Annotated in this window: 14 protein-coding genes; 6 read left to right on the top strand and 8 right to left on the bottom strand. The window is 45.2% G+C overall.

The genetic code is table 11. The features are described 5' to 3' along the window. Positions 1-7: 7 nt before the first annotated feature. Positions 8-661: a CoA transferase subunit A gene (locus LY387_RS21140; protein ID WP_234496194.1), complete on the top strand. Its 654-nt coding sequence runs from the start codon at positions 8-10 to the stop codon at positions 659-661. Beyond that, complete coding sequence (locus LY387_RS21135; RefSeq protein WP_234496193.1) at positions 661-1,338, top strand: 3-oxoacid CoA-transferase subunit B; 678 nt, start codon at positions 661-663, stop codon at positions 1,336-1,338. Before LY387_RS21140 ends, LY387_RS21135 begins: the two co-directional genes overlap by 1 nt. Before the next feature lie 92 nt (positions 1,339-1,430). On the opposite strand, the gene LY387_RS21130 is transcribed toward LY387_RS21135, so the two are convergent. From LY387_RS21130 to LY387_RS21105, 6 genes are all read right to left on the bottom strand, one after another. Next, positions 1,431-2,135, bottom strand: a complete 705-nt coding sequence (locus LY387_RS21130; RefSeq protein WP_234496192.1) for an oligogalacturonate-specific porin KdgM family protein — start codon at positions 2,133-2,135, stop codon at positions 1,431-1,433. A 311-nt stretch (positions 2,136-2,446) separates the two neighbouring features. Then, on the bottom strand, positions 2,447-3,601 hold the full coding sequence (locus tag LY387_RS21125; RefSeq protein WP_234496191.1) for a tetratricopeptide repeat protein: 1,155 nt from the start codon (positions 3,599-3,601) through the stop codon (positions 2,447-2,449). A 122-nt stretch (positions 3,602-3,723) separates the two neighbouring features. Beyond that, on the bottom strand, positions 3,724-4,533 hold the full coding sequence (locus LY387_RS21120) for a MalM family protein (RefSeq protein WP_234496190.1): 810 nt from the start codon (positions 4,531-4,533) through the stop codon (positions 3,724-3,726). 59 nt (positions 4,534-4,592) lie between these two features. Further along, on the bottom strand, positions 4,593-5,894 hold the full coding sequence (gene lamB / locus LY387_RS21115; RefSeq protein ID WP_234496189.1) for a maltoporin LamB: 1,302 nt from the start codon (positions 5,892-5,894) through the stop codon (positions 4,593-4,595). Between the two features lie 468 nt (positions 5,895-6,362). Further along, complete coding sequence (locus LY387_RS21110) at positions 6,363-7,265, bottom strand: MalM family protein (RefSeq protein ID WP_234496188.1); 903 nt, start codon at positions 7,263-7,265, stop codon at positions 6,363-6,365. Between the two features lie 84 nt (positions 7,266-7,349). After that, entirely contained in the window at positions 7,350-8,678 is a 1,329-nt protein-coding gene (locus LY387_RS21105) for a maltoporin (protein ID WP_234496187.1), read from the bottom strand. A gap of 438 nt (positions 8,679-9,116) precedes the next feature. Here LY387_RS21105 and glgX point away from each other — a divergent pair, with 438 nt between their 5' ends. Then, positions 9,117-11,081: a glycogen debranching protein GlgX gene (gene glgX, locus LY387_RS21100; RefSeq protein ID WP_234496186.1), complete on the top strand. Its 1,965-nt coding sequence runs from the start codon at positions 9,117-9,119 to the stop codon at positions 11,079-11,081. 152 nt (positions 11,082-11,233) lie between these two features. Beyond that, positions 11,234-13,000: a sensor domain-containing diguanylate cyclase gene (locus LY387_RS21095; protein ID WP_234496185.1), complete on the top strand. Its 1,767-nt coding sequence runs from the start codon at positions 11,234-11,236 to the stop codon at positions 12,998-13,000. A 48-nt stretch (positions 13,001-13,048) separates the two neighbouring features. Here LY387_RS21095 and LY387_RS21090 read toward each other — a convergent pair whose 3' ends face one another. Both LY387_RS21090 and LY387_RS21085 read right to left on the bottom strand, forming a co-directional pair. Further along, the gene (locus LY387_RS21090; protein ID WP_128648908.1) at positions 13,049-13,924 is read right to left on the bottom strand and encodes a LysR family transcriptional regulator; all 876 of its coding nucleotides are present in this window, start codon (positions 13,922-13,924) and stop codon (positions 13,049-13,051) included. Between the two features lie 148 nt (positions 13,925-14,072). Further along, positions 14,073-15,296 carry an outer membrane protein assembly factor gene (locus LY387_RS21085; RefSeq protein WP_234496184.1) on the bottom strand — a complete coding sequence of 408 codons (1,224 nt, stop codon included), beginning with the start codon at positions 15,294-15,296 and terminating at the stop codon, positions 14,073-14,075. Positions 15,297-15,791: 495 nt separating this feature from the next. Here LY387_RS21085 and LY387_RS21080 point away from each other — a divergent pair, with 495 nt between their 5' ends. Both LY387_RS21080 and LY387_RS21075 read left to right on the top strand, forming a co-directional pair. After that, entirely contained in the window at positions 15,792-16,478 is a 687-nt protein-coding gene (locus LY387_RS21080) for a DUF2057 family protein (RefSeq protein ID WP_042469722.1), read from the top strand. Positions 16,479-16,542: 64 nt separating this feature from the next. Continuing rightward, entirely contained in the window at positions 16,543-17,145 is a 603-nt protein-coding gene (locus LY387_RS21075) for a GDSL-type esterase/lipase family protein (RefSeq protein ID WP_234496183.1), read from the top strand. The last annotated feature ends 2 nt before the right edge of the window (positions 17,146-17,147 follow it).

Below are 17,147 nucleotides of genomic sequence, written 5' to 3'. Positions count from 1 at the left end.
GAATACGATGAAAAAATCTGCAAATGCCGAGCAGCTTCGTCCTCTTTTCCATGACGGAATGACCATCATGATCGGTGGATTTATGGCGACGGGTGCTCCAGAGTCGTTAATTGATTTAATCAATGAGTGGGACATTAAAGACATTACTCTTATATCGACGGATACCGCGACACCTGGCCATGGCACGAGTAAGCTCATTGCACAAAAACGCGTCAGCAAAATCTATGCGTCTCATATTGGTTTAAACCCAGAAACGGGCAAACAAATGAACGAGGGCACGCTTGATGTAGAGCTTGTTCCCCAAGGGACCTTGGCTGAGCGTATTCGAAGCGGCGGCGCTGGACTGGGCGGCGTATTAACGCCAACAGGTTTAGGTACATTAGTAGCGGAAGGTAAACAGGTCATTAACGTAGATGGTAAAGATTACCTACTTGAAACGCCGCTTAAAGCCGACGTTGCCTTAATTCGCGGTTCAATCGTCGATACTCGTGGTAACGTGTTTTATCGCAAGACAACGCAGAACTTCAACCCTTTGATGGCAACCGCCGCTGACACCGTTATCGTAGAAGCGGAAACCATTGTAAATCTGGGCGATATTGAGCCCGAATCAGTACACACACCTAGCCTATATGTGGATTACATTTTGACGGAGGATGCGTAATGACGACTCAATTGGATAAACACACTATCCGTCGCCGCATCGCGTGGCGTGTGGCTCAAGAAATGCGTGACGGCGATATCGTCAATCTTGGCATTGGCCTTCCTACACTTGTTGCCAATGAGGTGGACAAAGAGGTCGAGATCTTAATGCAGGCAGAGAACGGCCTACTCGGCATAGACAACTTGGCGACCGAGGAAAATGCAGATCCCGATCTCGTTAACGCGGGCGCACAGCCCATTACCGCAATCGAAGGCAGTTGCTATTTCGATAGTGCGGCATCTTTTGCCATCATTCGTGGCGGTCATGTAGACTCAACCGTGCTTGGCGCGCTGCAAGTTGATGAACAAGGCAATCTCGCTAACTGGATCATCCCGGGGAAAATGGTCCCTGGCATGGGCGGCGCGATGGATCTCGTGGTAGGAGCCAAAAAGGTCATTGTAGCAATGGAACACACAGTGAAAGGCAAACCTAAACTTTTACGTCAATGCTCACTGCCACTGACTGCGGTTAATCAAGTTGACCTTATTGTCACTGAGATGGGCGTTATCGAGATTACATCGAAAGGTATGTTGCTGACAGAGCTTGCGCCAGAGTTTACTGTCGAAGACGTGCAAGCAGCGACGGAAGCCAAGTTATTTGTAAGCGATAATCTAAAACCAATGGCTCTTCCTGTTTAAAGACATTTCAGTTCTCCCCAAAGTAAAAAATGCCGCTCATCGAGAGCGGCATTTTCTTAGGATCTGGTTTACTTAAATCTACGCTAAGCAGATTAGAAGTTGAACGTTACACCCACACGAACACGGTTTTCAGTTTTAACTTCAGAGTTTTGGTTAACGTAAGTCTTATCTAGAATTTGGTAATCTAGGTAAGGTGCCCACGTGTCAAAGCCAGTGTATTTCACTTGGAACGTGTGTTCCCACTTGCTGTCAGCACGAGATAGATCGCTGTTGATCTTACCACCGTCTTTTTGCGAGATATAAGCTGGGTTATATTCTAGGTTGAAGTCTGCAACGTTGTAACCAACCCAAGCGTCAACTTGGTTAGTGTTGTTCACGTTAGAACCGTCTGCTGCGTTAGTTGCAGCTTGGTAACGGTAACGAGCAGCTGTATAGAAGTTGCCAGTCGCGTACGTTGCTTTTAGGTATGGACGGTACTCAGAGTGGTTAGTACCATTCCAGTATACGAAACCTGGAGTTAGCGTTACGTTGTCGTTGATCGCGTAGTTGTAGTTAAGCTCAGTCTCGAACGCAGCTACTGTGTGCTGGTTTTGGCTGAACGCTTTGTCGCCGTGACCTTGAGTACCTTCTAGGTGAATTTCCCAATCTTCAGCAAAACCCATACCCGCGCGAACACGGCTCTCGTAAGTTTTTGCTTCTGTGTTGTATGCGCCACGAACGTCAACGTAGTTTGCGCTTGCTGGAAGTGCTACTGCAGCAACAAGAGCAGCCGCCAATGTCATTTTAAAAGATTTCATAAAAAGCTCCGTATAGAACAGGAATGCCAAATTTGGCACCGGATTTAATGTGCAAACGATGAGGCCACTGCCAAGCATCCTCATGCGTTACACCAAAACTGAGCTCAGAATATTTTTTTGAACTTTGTTTTTGTCATGGAAATGTCAAACCCGTACATTGAGTGATGGGGCTCACATCAATATTGAGTTTAATTCCATCCAAAAGAACAGACATGAAATCTTCCAGTAACATTAATGAAATATACAATCAAAAATGATTTCCACATATAAAATAGCCGCCCTGTATGAAACAGCACGTCATATTTGAAACTTTATGCGGTGTAGTTGGTTCCGTAGCTGGAATACGAATACTGAGCGGAGCTGTCATCAGTATCCGGTAGTGGCAGCTCCTGCTCTGACACTTCATTAGATGGGATTGGTTGCTCTACTTCTTCTTTGCTTTCCGCTTTGTCTACAGTTAAACCAAACAGAGGCAGTTCACGTTTATAGAGCTTGTTGAGGGCACGGATAAGCGAGTGTTTTACAACGGGTCCAAATTGGAGCTTCTTTAATACTGGTTTTGCTAGTGATTGAAGACCAACAACCGAGTCCACGCCTAATGTGCTTCCCACGGTATCGCGAGCCGATTTGGCAGGTTCATACCCCATATACGCGGACATGAACAACCAAATATAGGCGATAGACGCGCCATTAGGCTTCACTTCACGCCACGCTTCACCCGCAAAGTACATGGCCTCAACATTGCCTTTCTCCGCGGCTCGCTCCAACCAATAACAGGCACGTTGAATGTCTTGCTCTACTCCGACACCGTTTAAGTAGTTAAGACCGAGCTTAGTCATCCCTTCTTCACTTTGTTTGTCAGCAGCGATCTCAAACCATTCTGTCGATTGTTTTGGTGACGGCGTTGGGTTGTCTGGTGAGATGTTCCAATCTCCCATGAACAAAATCCCTTCGAGGTTGCCCTCTTCCGCTACCTCTTGAACCTTGGCAACACCTTGCGGAATATTTCGCTCAACACCCTTGCCATAGATGAGCGCTTTCGCAGCTTCAAACTTAGCATGGATATCGCCCTCTGCCCCAGCAATGCACAAGCGCCAGTAATTAGCTTGCTCCCGCAATACTAAATCTTCGCGCTTTTTATCACTTAATCGAACAATACCGTACATAGCGGTAATGTTGTCGAGCAACGCGCCTTTGTGATACCAATACAGCGCTTCGTTAGGTTTATTTCGCTCAGCTTCTTTGGCGAGATATAAGATGGTAGGAACATGACCGGTCTCTGCTTTAAAGATTCGATCTTGCCTTTCCTGCTGGCGAGCTTTTTCCATTGCTCTTCGATAGGCAGCTTCTCTAGCGACGCGCTCCTCCTCCATACGCTTTTTGCGTAGAGAGAGTGAGAACATCCAGACGAACACCAGTACAAGTGACAAACTGGTGGCGCCGATGGCAATGGCTAATGTCGACATAGTATGAACGGGCTTTTTAGTAACGGTTACTCTCTATAGTAACGGCTGATAGTCCGAACAATTAAGCGCGATTTTCGATCTAACCCACGCTTTTACAACATTAGCTCAATAATTCTTCTAAATTAACGCGATGCAGTCGAATTCACCGCGTTATTGAAGGTTTCTCTTGCCCCTTCCACACCGAGCGATTCCGCCTCCTCAAGTAAGCTCACCGCTTTTTTTAACTCATTATCAAGAACGGCTTTTGTAATCGCATCATGATAGAAAGCGCTCGACTCTTTTGTTACGGCGACCGATGGGGTTCGCGATACGTTTGATTGCTGTTGTTCACCGCTTGCTATTGCGATAACTACTTTCCCCGATTCTACGAACGGTACTTCGATGTCTTTGACCTCGGGCAAGTAGTTCCCGCGAGCTTCAGCATCTAGCTTTGCTGGATGGATGACACTCACAGACTTCTTCAACGCTTTAGGCTTAGTGTAAACCACGAGCATGAGATCTGAACTGTTACTTGGCGGCATAAACGTAAACGTGAGTTCTAGACGGTTTCCAAGATGGAAGCGAGCGGGTAAATAGTTGAACTCTTCTAGTTCATATTGCTCAATGACACTGCCATCCTTACGAATAATGGCGATGTAAGGCGCAAAGGCTGACGAAGCTATCAAGCTTGTCACTGTAATGTCTAAAGCGCCTGAGGATAGTGGCAAGGAAGCAACCACAACCGGACTCTCTACGCCATCAATGATGTAGCGTTGACTGTCTTCAGCTATGGAAAAGGTCTGCTCACTTGGTGCCTTTAAAGGCAATACATTCAGTTGTGAGACACTGTTTATCTTAGCCTGAGTCGGTAGTGACGTCTGCTCCACAACGCCTGCACTCTGACAGCCCGCTAAAAGCAAACAGCTACTAATGAGGGTGATTGATAGTTTCATTATTGTCTCCTAATAGGGCGAAGTATCCTCCGCCCTGTCGTCTTAGCTCTCGTTAAGTGTTAGAACCAAGCTTCCACTTGAACGCCAACGAGGAACTCATTTTTCTTTGATTTATCCGCTAACTGGGCGCTGTCTGAACGATCGTTAAGGTAAGTGCCGTAAACACGGATCTCCGGACGAGCAAAGAAGCCTTCCCCCATAGAAAACGCTTGAGCCACAGTGAGCTTGCTGCCCTTTTTGTTACCATAGTTGCTGTAGTTCTCAATGTACGAACCCGCTTCAAACACAGTGCGGACGGTGTCTGTCCACTGGTACATTGGGCGAATAACCGCAGAGATCAGATCGTGATCGGTTTTAGCACGTTTGGTTGCCGAGATAGCTGCATCGGTAGAGCGAGCCGCAAGGAACTGGTGCCCCATTTCCCACTTATCACCCAGGCTGATCACACCCCAGTTCAACAGACGAACACCTTGAGCGTCGTTATTCGCATCATCACGACGATCGAAGTTACCACCGTTGCCCAGATCCGCCATTTGTGCACCGTATGAGCTGTTACCGTACTGAACTACCGTTTGGTTGAAACCGCTGCTCATGTTTTGATGTAGGATCGCAGTCACCAAAGCGCCGTCATCAGCTTGAACGTCTTTGTTGCCAGAAGCAGTACCTGTCGAGAAGTTGTACGCACCTGCCACTTCAAGCGTTGCGTCTTCCCACAGGCCGATGTTCGCTAGACGCACATCAGCAATGTAGCCTTTTACTTCATCTTCTTTGTATTTGTCTTGCTCTACCCAGCTACCAGCGTCACCAGGGTTGGTACCAGGATTCTGCACCCACTGCTTACCATCAAGCGTCTTTTGCTTAGTGCTGCTATCTTCGATCAACGCCACAGACAGCTTTTGGTTACCGACTGAAATGTTCTCGATACCACCACCGGTACCCGACGTGTTCAAGAAGTAGAAATCCGTAATATGGACATCACGACGTTGGTAGTAGCGCTTACCGGCCCAAACGGTCGCTTCTTTGTCAGAGCTAAATATACCCGTCGCTTGAACGTTGTACTGAGCGACGTTAAAGTCACCGTCTTGCCAACCATTGGTTCCACTGTTGCCAGACGCAATCATGGATTCTACGCGCCAAGTTTGGTCATCTGTTTTCAGGTCTTTACCAAAACCAAACTCCGAGTAGTTGTCGTTTTCGTTACCTAAACGACCTACTTTTTGTTTCTCGTAGTTCGCATCACCCGTGCCATTCGAGCTAAGCGCAGTACCCGCTCGAAAGTAGCCAAAGTAATCAACAGCAAAAGAAGGGGCTGCAACTAGTGCAGTCGATACTGCCGCTGCAACTAGATATAGTTTGTTCATTATTAACTCCGTTTATTATTGTTATTTTTCTCAAGCGACATCCGAAAAGGCAGTGGAATGTTTGATTCGCAAGGAAAACAATCGGAGGAGGAGAATAATGATGAGAGTTTTGTTATTACAGGGAGACTTATTAAGCCATCGGGAAGTTGAAGAGCGATTCTTTTAAAAAAAGAGATGGTTCATTTCTGACGAGATAGAACTTTTTCTACAGATTCAGCATTAAATTTGAAGTTCGACAAAGAAACATTGTGAAATGCACATAAAAACATGACTAACATCACACGATTGCTCTTTGGAAATTCAAATAACTTAAAATAACCTTATTTGAGCGACATCACCTTTTGAGGTTAAGTGGATGTGAATCGAGAAGAGTTCGCTTTGACTAGATAAATCAAAGCCTCAGAAACATTGACGGATAAATTACCTTACAATATCCCTGAGACTTATAGAAATCACCTTGTGAACATCTTATTTGGCATTTATAGCCTTAACAAATGCATCTTGAGCACCCTCTACATTCAGTGCTTTCGCCTCTTCTAGTAAAGCTAGAGCCTTTGGAATATCGTCTGCTTTCACCGCAGCTTCAATGGAACTGATGTAGTAATTCTGGGTTTCTGGTTGAGCGGTAACTTCACTCTTTGATGTTGATGCTGCAACAGCGGTTGCAGAAGCTGCAGCGACTGTTCCATTCAGTTGAGGATCAATAGCTTCTGCTGGCGTCGCTGGCGCTTTGTTTGAACTTGGCAACAACGAGAAACTACTAGGAACAGACAGCTTCACATTAACAAAACCACTATCGCTATGGCTAACCACAGGGTCTGCTATCAAAGGTGGTTCATTACGTTTAGCTATTGCCATAGCTTTAGCTGGGTGAATCACTGTTGTCGTCTTTGCAATATCTTCATCAGTTGTGAAAATAACGGCATTAACACGAGTCGTTGAAAGCGGTAGTGTTACCGACACTTCGCCAAACAGGACTTCCCCTTTAATAAAATCATTTCTGTCGTACTTAAAGGCAGAAGAGCTATATACCTTTAATAACTTAAAATCTTGATCGTACAGCGCCAAGCTTGGTGCAAATACGTTTTTGTTTTTCATCGGCGCAGTAATAGCGATATTGATCGTTTGCGCTTCAGGTTTGAAAGAGAATCCAGCGACACGGCTATCTATTTCAGCATTATTAAGTTGCTGAGAAAGGTCATTGAATTCAAAAGTAAAGGCTGATGGAACAGATACATTATTCCACTGTACTGAGCTCGTAGCAGAAATTGTCGCCAATTCGACAGAGCTCACTTGGTTAGATACATCTGTAGCGCTTGAGCATCCCAATAGCGCCATCAATCCAAGAGAAGAAATTAACATCCGTTTCATAGTGTCACCTTATAAGAAAAAAAATAGCCAGCTTTTACACTGGCTACGATTTTACGTGGTATGTAAAAGTATTAGGTAGTTAGATTACCACCATGCTTCAACTTGAGCACCAAACATTAGGTCATTTTTCTCAACTGCTAGGTCACCCTGGTACTTACTTGCAAAGATACGGATTGCTGGACGTGCCCAGAAGTTGTCACCAGCTTGCCATTGTTGAGCGATAGTGATCTTGCTTAGGTCTTCTTTTTCAGCACCCCAATCCGAACCGAAGTCTTGTTGGAAGTAACCTACCTCAAGAATAGTACTCATAGTCTCAGACCATTTATAACCTGGACGTGCAACGATACTCATTGCTTTAGCGTCTTCGCCATCAGTACCTTTATCTAGCTGAGCGTATACGAATGAGTAGCCTAGGTTCCACTTCTCACCTTCTACAACACCCCAGTCAATAAAGCGGTAAGACTTACGGCCTTCTTGACCAGTTTCCATGTTGTAAGAATCGCCTAGGTGGTTGCCTACGAAACCAGCCCATGCGTAACCTTCAGTAGAGATTTGAATAGCTGCTTTGTTGAAACCAAGGCTGTGGCCTTGAGTATGCTCTGCTGTGAACGATACACCAAACTTGTCTAGGCCGTAATCACCAAAGTTGCCGTCTGGGTTGTTCTCGTTCGCTTCTTGAGCATCTGTGTGTGAAGGTTGTGCACCAAGAAGGATGAACTCCATGCTACCGCCTTCGTTTGTTTCAATACCAGTCAAACGCAGGTCGAAAGTGTTAGCTGTAGAGTAAACTTGAGTATCTTCTAATGGTGTACCATCTGCATCGATTACTGGCGCTTTCCATTTGTGCTGAACTGCCGCAGCGTGGAACTTAGCGAAACCAAGGTCAATATTCTCAATACCAACACCGTTACCAGAGTTGTTCACGTAGTACATGTCTAGGATATGGATGTCTTTACGACCATAGTAACGGTTACCAGCCCATAGCTTCATGCCGTTTGCCATGCTGTAATCTGCCCACGCTTCACGGAAAGAAGCGCGTTGACCGTTCCACGGGTCCGTTGGATCTGTACCAATGCTTTGGAATGAGTTACCACGGTAATCTAGACCACCGTTCTCATAGCTACCAAAAGCTAGAAGAGTGTGCAGGTTGAATGCGCCGCCATCTTGAGCTTCCCATACTTTGTTTACGTTCAGCGCTAGCTCACCGTAAACATCACATTCGTCACCTAGACGACCTACTGCGTGACCAAATGTAGTTGGACCACCGTTACCGTAACAGTATTGAGAACCACCATCAGCGTTTGCACCGAAGCCAGCACGGAAATAACCGTGATAATCTACTTCTGCTGCTGATACAGAACCAGCCGCCAATACACCTACCACCGCAGCAGCAATTACACTTACTTTTTTCATTTAGAAAACTCCGTTTAACTTATTGTTATATTCAATTTCTTTTTCTTAAACGCTTCGAAGGCAGTACCGAAGTGTCTCAGACTTGAAATATCGGTTTAGGGTCCCGAGTTGATTGAACAATTGCAGATTAACGAAGTCGGTTGATGGAGGCGTCCTCCACCCTAGCGATAGTTGGGGGGGGATGAGAAAGGAGGAGAAAAATAACCGCACGGTGTTTTTTTAGGGCAGATCACAAATACAGGGGGGAGTAGTATGGATATTGGTAATGTTTTGACGCGCACAATATGCTTTACATCACTGTTTTTAACTTTTTCGTAGTAAATGTGAAATTAAATTACATTTAAAATTCTGTGATCTTCGCTTGACCTAAAGTTTACAAACCTATTAACTATTGAAAGCACGATTAATGTCATTCACGAACAAATAGAAAAAATCTCTATGACGCAACATCAATCTAGCCCTTATCCGCTGGGTGCCACACTAGATGAATACGGCTGTAACTTTGCTATTCATGCACCCGATTGCGAAACTATTTATCTCGCTCTCTATGATGACAACAACAAACAGCAGTTGTTCCCACTTTGTGAAGATTATGCTGGAATCAAGCATATTCACCTTAACGGTATCCAAGCCGGACAACGTTATGGTTTTGTCATAGAAACTTGCGAGGAACGTCAATACATCGCCGATCCATATGCTAAAGCCCTGGATAAAGCCTTACATTACGTTCCACCTTTTACTTCTGAGAAAAGCTTTGAGCTGCCTGCTTGTATTGTTGTTGACGATGCATTTGATTGGCAAGGTGTTCGCTCTCCACGAATCCCACGTGATGAGATGGTGTTATTTGAGACACATGTAAAAGGCGTATCTAAGCTCAACCCTGACGTTCCTACCGAGCAGCAAGGTACTTACCTTGGTTTGGTTAGCAAGCCTATGCTTCAGTTCTACAAAGAGCAAAATATTAACTCGCTACAATTGCTGCCTGTCGCTGCTTGCATGCATGAGCCTCATCTATTGCAAATGGATAAGGTGAACTATTGGGGCTACAACCCTTATGTCTTCATGGCTCCTGATCCTCGTTATGCGAACAAAGATGCGGTAGCTGAGCTTAAAACCACCATTAGAGAGCTTCACCGAGCCGGTATAGAAGTCATCTTAGATGTAGTCTATAACCATACAGCAGAAGGTGGCGATAACGGCCCTGTCTTTAACCTTAAAGCTCTCGACTCCAAATTCTATCTGCGCCACGGTGAGTATTTCGCCAACTACACAGGGTGCGGAAATACCGTTGATTTGAACTATCAGCCAGCTCTTAACTTAGTCATGGATACCCTGAGATATTGGGTTCAAGAGTTTAAGGTTGATGGGTTCCGCTTCGACTTAGCAGCAACCTTAGGTCGAAATGGTGACAACTTTAACCGAGAAGCGGCTTTCTTCAGAGCGGTGGCACAAGATCCTGTTTTGAAGATGACCAAACTAATCGCAGAACCATGGGATATCGGTCCAAATGGTTATCAGGTCGGAAACTTTCCATTTGGTTGGAATGAGTGTAACGATAGGCTGCGCGACATCACTCGAAGCTTCTGGCGAGGTGACCAAGGCTACCTAAAAGAGTTCGCGACTCGTATCATGGGTTCACGTGATCTTTATAGTGCGGCTAACTGGCCTTATAAACTGACCGTCAACTACATTACCTACCACGACGGGTTCACCATGCAAGACTTGGTGTCTTACAAGCATAAGCACAACGAAGCAAACGGTGAAAACAACCGTGACGGGCACGGTGACAACCGCTCGCACAACTATGGGGTTGAAGGTCCGACGGATAATCCAGTCGTACTAGCAACTCGTGAAAAGCAAAAACGCAATTTCATGGCCACCCTTTTGTTTTCATTCGGTATTCCTCATATCTTGACCGCCGATGTGCTATCTCATAGCCAGCAAGGCAATAACAATGCCTACTGTCAGGATAACGAATTGAGCTGGTTGAACTGGGAGCCAGAAGAGGCGAAAACGCACTTCAAGCAGTGGCTGTCTGAGATGCTGGCTGCTCGTCAGGAGTATATGGTGCCGTTTATTCGTGCATTCAGCGGCGAGAAACGTAACGACAACCGTATTTTCTGGAGTCGCGTTGATGGCCAACTGATGAGCATGGAAGACTGGAATCGCTTGAGCAGTGTTGCGCTTCATATTGGTATCGGTGACGATGGCGACGAAATGGTTTACTTAATCAACCAAACCAAAGCGCCAGCGCGCTTTACGCTACCAAACGATCGCTCACAAGTATGGAAAACCATCTGTGATACCCACATCTCTGATGCGGAAGTTGGACATGCTGAGGGGGAAATCCTTCAGGCTCCGATGTCGATGGCTATTCTCCACTACTCTGCCAACGCATCGTAACTAGCGTGGCGATAAATCAACCTAAAAGAGTTCACATTGTGAGCTCTTTTTTAATTCTATTGATCTAGGTTATCGCTAACCTTATTAATACTTTGAAATACATAACTCATTAATAGTAGTATCGGCGCAGTACTCAATTAGTTTTATATTTTATGTCGTTGCCTAAGCTGTTACTTCGCACCTTCAAACCGCTCACTTTTGCGCTTATCACCCTACTGATTTACCTCTCTTATCAGCACTATGAGCGCTCACAGGCGCTGGCCAAGTCCCAGTCTCAATACAATGTGAAGGTTGCCTCTGCCCTTGTTTGGTCACAGATTGAAGCAACCTTTGCCAAGGTTGATTTGCTACAAGAAAGCATTGATTCAAATAGCTTCGATATTCTGACCAATCAAATATTAGCCAACAGCTACTTGTATAAAAGCATCGCACTATACAACACCAAGACGCAATACTATTCTAACTTTAATGATGATGGGCTCACTGATAGCAGCCAGGCCTCAATTAAATGGCACAGTTTTGATGGCTTTGCACACCGATACGCCGTTTCCACACTCTATCAAAAGGCTGATGGATTTTGGGTATTTGCGATAAAACAAGAACAGAACCAGAGTCCGATTGAAGTTTGGTTTGAAATCGACGTACAACATACCACTCAGTATCTCGCTAACCTTAAAACCTTGGACAATGGTTATGTGTTTGTCATTGATAAGATGACGGGACAACTGGTTTTTCACCCTAACCCATCTCGCATTGGCACGGCATCGATTAGTTACTTTGGTGGACTACAAGACCAAATTGAGGCGGGAGAAACGCGAGGGCAATACGATTACTTTTACAATGGAAACTTAAAGAAGAGCGTCTTTAGCGCACAAAACCCAATGGGCTGGGTGTTTGTCTCTGGAACCAGTCAGACAGATATTTTGTTTACCTCCTACCAGATATCATTGACCGCTATCGTCATCCTTGCGCTGCTGTTACTCGTCTTCTCGATAAACTACATCACCTATCAACTGAACGAGGCATTATCTGAGTTGACTCGTGCAGAAGACATCGCACAGTTTAAACATGACTTGAAGATCATCTTCGACCGATTCACCTATCACAAAGGCGTTCAATTCTGCTTATATGACGCTGAGACACACTACTTCAAAACCATAGATTTTCATGGTAACTCAAAATCCATTTTTCATTGTGAAAGACTCCCTAAAGTTTTCGGGTCAAGAGGTCTTAACTTTCTGTACAACAACAAGCATGACCCCCTCGCACAGAAGCTTCATATCACAGGGCGACACTACACTTTAGCTCTCTATCATCAAGACGCACTAATCGGTGTTATCTACCTAAAGAGTTCTTTCTATGCGTTTGAAGGACTCATCAGAGCGATAAGAGACTTTTCTGAGGTCGCACTAGCTAATCTCTTGTTAACTAAAAAGGTGGCGATGGACGATGCCCTCACAGGCCTTGAGAACGAATGGAGTATGCGAAACCATATCGCCGTATCGGAAAGCAACGATGCCATGTTTTACGCCGTGGTTGATATCAATGGTCTTAAAGGCATTAATGAAAAGTATGGCGAACACATTGGAGATAGTGTCGTCGTGCATGTGGCCGATATTGCGCGTAGGAGCTTCCCTAAGCCGAAAGCAACATGCATTGCTAGAGGTCAAAATGGTTGTATTAGTGTGCTATTTCACACTAGCCATATTGAGGATGCTGAGAAACAAATGGATTGGTTTAGGCAACTTGTCGAAAAACAGCCTTTGGATGTCGACGAAGGTTATATAAAGGTTACGGTATCTATTGGTTTGACACAACTAGGAGGCTCAGTAGACGCGACACTTAGTCGAGGAGTAAAGAGCCTGCAACAAGCTAAGTTAAAAGGACGCAACCAAGTCTATAGCTGCAAAATTGCATAAAAAAGCCCTCGCATGAGAACATGCGAGGGCTTTTTAATAAATGGGCTATTAGAACACGCCCAGCATCTCGCATAAGTATTTGGCCGCAGGGCCCAAGCGGGTATTTGACTTCCACAGCACGTCTGCAGAGTTCATCATCTCATAACGTTGAAACTCAGGTCTGAAGTCGATCAGGGTACCCATCGCTTGTTTCTCTACGATGTAATCGCGTGGCACGATGGCCCAACCAATACCTTGCTCAACCAACTTAATCACATCTTCTTGGTCATCGGCCTGCCAAATATCTTGAGAAAAGGCGCCTTGTGCTTTTAACACTTTATTCTGCATCATGCTCCGGCAGACAATTTGTCGTTCACCAATAAGCGTTTCATTGCTCACCTGCTGCATGTCAGCAAAGATAGAGTCTGGGCTGCAGATACATACCCATTCAATATTCGCTATCGAGATAAAATCGACGCCATCCGGCACAGCATCTGCGGCTAGGTTAAACCCAAGCTCAACTTCATCTTTGATCAGCGCATTGGTTAGGTGGTGAGCACCCAAACGAGATACGTCTACCTGAGTAAAAGGAAAACGCTGAGACATTTTCTCGATCGCTGAATCAATAAGCGAAAACGGCAGTAAAGGGTCAAGCGCGATTTTTAATGTGTCTTCCACACTATCCACGCTGGCTTTAGAGTAGTTTCTGATACGTTCAGCTTGTCGCAATAACACTTTCGCTTGCGACAACATTCGTTCCCCTTGCGGAGTGAGTTTAGGGTACTTGGTACTTCTATCAAAAAGTGTAATACCTAGGTCTAGCTCTAGGTTATTCACTCCGATACTCACCGAGCTTTGACTCTTACCAAGATGCCTTGCGGCCGCAGAAAATGAACCTTGCTCTGCTGCAGCGACGAATGCCACTAGCTGTTCAATATTCAGCATACTCAACCCTTTGATTAATTGATTAATTGCGTTCTATCGTAAAACAATAGCACATAAATTGCACTTAATTATAAGCACCACAAATAACGTCAACTCATTCATTCACAATGACAATTTAACCCTTCTCGCCATTGCTCGCATTCGATAGTTAGAAAGCTTCACCAAATCGAATATAGAAGCTGGTATTCCCCATTTTTGACACTGCCGCGTCTACACCAATCGTAAAACGTTCTTTGGCATTCAGTAAATACCTAACACCAATACCTGCTGACGGAATCACCTCGGTTTGAACAGCGCGATTAACCTGGCGGTCATCATTTTGGACCACTGCAGCCCCAGCAAAAGCAACACCACTCCAGAGCGTAGAGAACTTATGACGGTATTCGACTTCCGCCTGATACATTGAGTTGCCACGATACTTGTTCCAATCCGCCCCGCGTAGGTCAGGCGTCACAAACTCATATTCTGGTGTATCACCAATCATCTCTTTACCAATCACACGATAAGCAAAGACATCATCTCCAATCGGAAAATATTGGCTTACTTCGGCATCTAAACGGTGGAAAGGCTTACCGGTTTTTTTATCTTTTGAGTAATGAAGCGTGCTTAAATCGACATTGAGTCCTTGAGTGGCACCCATCATGTTGTCGCGTGAGTCATACGTCATCAAGAAACCTACCGCGTGGTTGCTCCCGCTCATGGCATTCTCGAAGGCTTTTTTGATTTCAGGGTCCGTTTTTTCGTTTAGACTGGCGTCACCACCACTCCAAAGTCCTTGAACACCAAAGTAGAGGTCATTAACGATCTGCTTGCGAACTTCACCATAAACGAAGTTTGAATATGACGCATACTGAGCCGCTTTAGGAAGTTTTGCTCCAATGCGACCTGTATATTTGAGGTTTAGACTAAAATGTCCCGCGTAGAAGCCTGCTCGCCAAGCGTCGTGAGCAAATACGTGTTCGTGACCAACGATCGCCATTCCACTATCTGAATCGGTATATTGACCGTAAAACATACTGGTAGACGGGTTCGTTGCCCCTTCCTCTCTATCATGGATATACATGGCGTTCACACCTAAGCCAACACCCAGAGCATCATCGGTAATAGGCACGGGAAAGGCTGCAAATTTACGGTCAGGAAGCGCTTCGGAATCCTGCTCGTTTTCTGAAGGCGTCACGTCACTATTTGCGGCTTTGGGTGCAGCTATGTCGTCTTTAGCTTTGATCTGAGGGTCATTGTTTGGCTTTTCTGCCGAAGGCTCTTTAACAGAAGGCTCTTCAACCGAAACAACCGGCTCTGTTGCACAAACAGCCGTGGATACAGACAATAGCGCAGCCATAACCATAGACAGCGGAGTTTTTGACGTCTTCAAATGAAATCTCTTTAAGTACAATAACTAATAGTTGTATGCGCACTACGATTCCATTCAACAAGCCCCTCTAGATACTGCGTTGGGCTATACAGTGCTTGACTAGCGATTCTCGCTTCGGAGGGCGATGCTACTAGATTCAATTTCTATGGCAAAAACAACCTATTCGAAAATCGCATAGAAATTGCCAGTTAATATCAAACAAGCGTCAGTTTAAGGGTTCAAAGTATCCAAATAGCAAATAAATGTGAGCGCAGTTGCAACCAGACGCGAATGCATCAACTACAATCTTCAAAAAATGACATATATTCATAGTGTTCCGATAATTGTCGACCTAATATGGCGTTACTAGGGCAATCACTATCTGCTTCAATTCACAGGCTTTTGTGTCAGTTTTTGATGAAAATTAAACGGAAAGTAACATACGTGATTGCAAACACACCGTAACCTAGGCAAGCTAGGCTAATCTGAATAACATATTCTGCTAGGGAAATAATAATGAAAGCATCGAATCTGATTGCTGCTGCGTTACTTGTTGGTTGCAGCACGGTTGCAATGGCTGAGGTAACTATTGCACTTCCAGAAAACGTAGACCTACTCTCTGTTAACGCTGCGGATCCACAGACTGACTCTAAAGGTTTTTTCTCATCTGCAGAGACAGCAACCTTGCCAGATGGCGTTAACCAAATTGTATTCAAATATGAGCCTTACTTCGATATCAACCGTGACGAGCGCAAAGTTATCTCTAGTAAAGCTATCATCGCTAAGTTTGATGCAACCGATGCTAAGCTCACTCTCAATGTCCCAACCTATCGCGATGCTCGTCAAGCCGAGAAAAATATCGACAACTTAGAATGGTCACTTACCGATGAAAACGGTAAAGAGATTGTTGTGGTTCAAGACCAACTCATCAAAGATGGCATGCAGATCGGTCGTGACTACAACCGCGAAGCAGAAGACTATAACCGCAAAGGCGGCGTAGCGGCTATCGCTGCTGCAGGCACGGTTGCCGTAGCGGCGGCTCCAGCAGCTGTGGCAACGACTGCAGCACAACCTACGACACTTCCTGCAGAAGCACCTGTCGCTGCATCAGACAACACGGCAGAAGAGATGCTTATCTTCTGGTACAACAAAGCAGATGCCGAGACCAAGGCTCGCTTTAAAGAGTACGTAAGCAAAAACTAAACACTAGCGTATTGTGTAAGCCGCTCTAATGAGCGGCTTTTTCGATCTTGTAAGAGACTAGAAAATGAAAAAAGTTGTATTGCTTGGCGACAGTTTGACGGCTGGCTGGGGTCTACCTCAAGGTGACAACTGGTCGTGCAAACTCGCCAAAGAATTGTCGGATATCGAGTTTATCAATCGCGGCGTACCTGGAGATACCACCACTGGCATGCTAAGCCGCTTCGAGCTACAAGTAATTGATGCTAAACCAGATGCTTTCGTGCTGTTCGGGGGACTCAATGACCTGAACTGGGGGACAGACATCAGTGTCGTGGCTAGTAATCTAAATAGTATGATTGCTCAGGCACAGCACCATGGTATTAAACCGATTCTAATCATCACTAGTGCCGTCGATCCAATTGGGTCACTACCTATGTTTGGCAACAGTTCAGAAACGGTGGAAACACTGAGACAATCAGTGAAGACGCTAAGTCGTCAACATAGTGAAAAGCTTAAGGCGATGTATGGTCATGGCCCATACAAGCTTGAGGTTGTCGATGCCTTTATCGCCTTTGAAGAACACGCGACAAGTCATGGTTATGCCGAACTTTATCAAAGTGATGGCATCCACCTCTCACCTTGTGGTGCGGATATCATCTTAGAAAAAGTACGCCCTTTATTCCTATAGAA

The sequence above is a fragment of the Vibrio maritimus genome (assembly GCF_021441885.1).
GTDB lineage: Bacteria > Pseudomonadota > Gammaproteobacteria > Enterobacterales > Vibrionaceae > Vibrio > Vibrio maritimus_B.
Note: the sequence above shows the minus strand (reverse complement) of the source record. Positions and strands in the feature narration are given on the sequence as shown.

Coding starts and splice junctions, on each gene's coding strand:
- LY387_RS21140 (WP_234496194.1), top strand. CDS start 8: ATGAAAAAATCTGCAAATGCCGAGCAGCTTCGTCCTCTTTTCCATGAC.
- LY387_RS21135 (WP_234496193.1), top strand. CDS start 661: ATGACGACTCAATTGGATAAACACACTATCCGTCGCCGCATCGCGTGG.
- LY387_RS21130 (WP_234496192.1), bottom strand. CDS start 2,135: ATGAAATCTTTTAAAATGACATTGGCGGCTGCTCTTGTTGCTGCAGTA.
- LY387_RS21125 (WP_234496191.1), bottom strand. CDS start 3,601: ATGTCGACATTAGCCATTGCCATCGGCGCCACCAGTTTGTCACTTGTA.
- LY387_RS21120 (WP_234496190.1), bottom strand. CDS start 4,533: ATGAAACTATCAATCACCCTCATTAGTAGCTGTTTGCTTTTAGCGGGC.
- lamB (WP_234496189.1), bottom strand. CDS start 5,894: ATGAACAAACTATATCTAGTTGCAGCGGCAGTATCGACTGCACTAGTT.
- LY387_RS21110 (WP_234496188.1), bottom strand. CDS start 7,265: ATGAAACGGATGTTAATTTCTTCTCTTGGATTGATGGCGCTATTGGGA.
- LY387_RS21105 (WP_234496187.1), bottom strand. CDS start 8,678: ATGAAAAAAGTAAGTGTAATTGCTGCTGCGGTGGTAGGTGTATTGGCG.
- glgX (WP_234496186.1), top strand. CDS start 9,117: ATGACGCAACATCAATCTAGCCCTTATCCGCTGGGTGCCACACTAGAT.
- LY387_RS21095 (WP_234496185.1), top strand. CDS start 11,234: ATGTCGTTGCCTAAGCTGTTACTTCGCACCTTCAAACCGCTCACTTTT.
- LY387_RS21090 (WP_128648908.1), bottom strand. CDS start 13,924: ATGCTGAATATTGAACAGCTAGTGGCATTCGTCGCTGCAGCAGAGCAA.
- LY387_RS21080 (WP_042469722.1), top strand. CDS start 15,792: ATGAAAGCATCGAATCTGATTGCTGCTGCGTTACTTGTTGGTTGCAGC.
- LY387_RS21075 (WP_234496183.1), top strand. CDS start 16,543: ATGAAAAAAGTTGTATTGCTTGGCGACAGTTTGACGGCTGGCTGGGGT.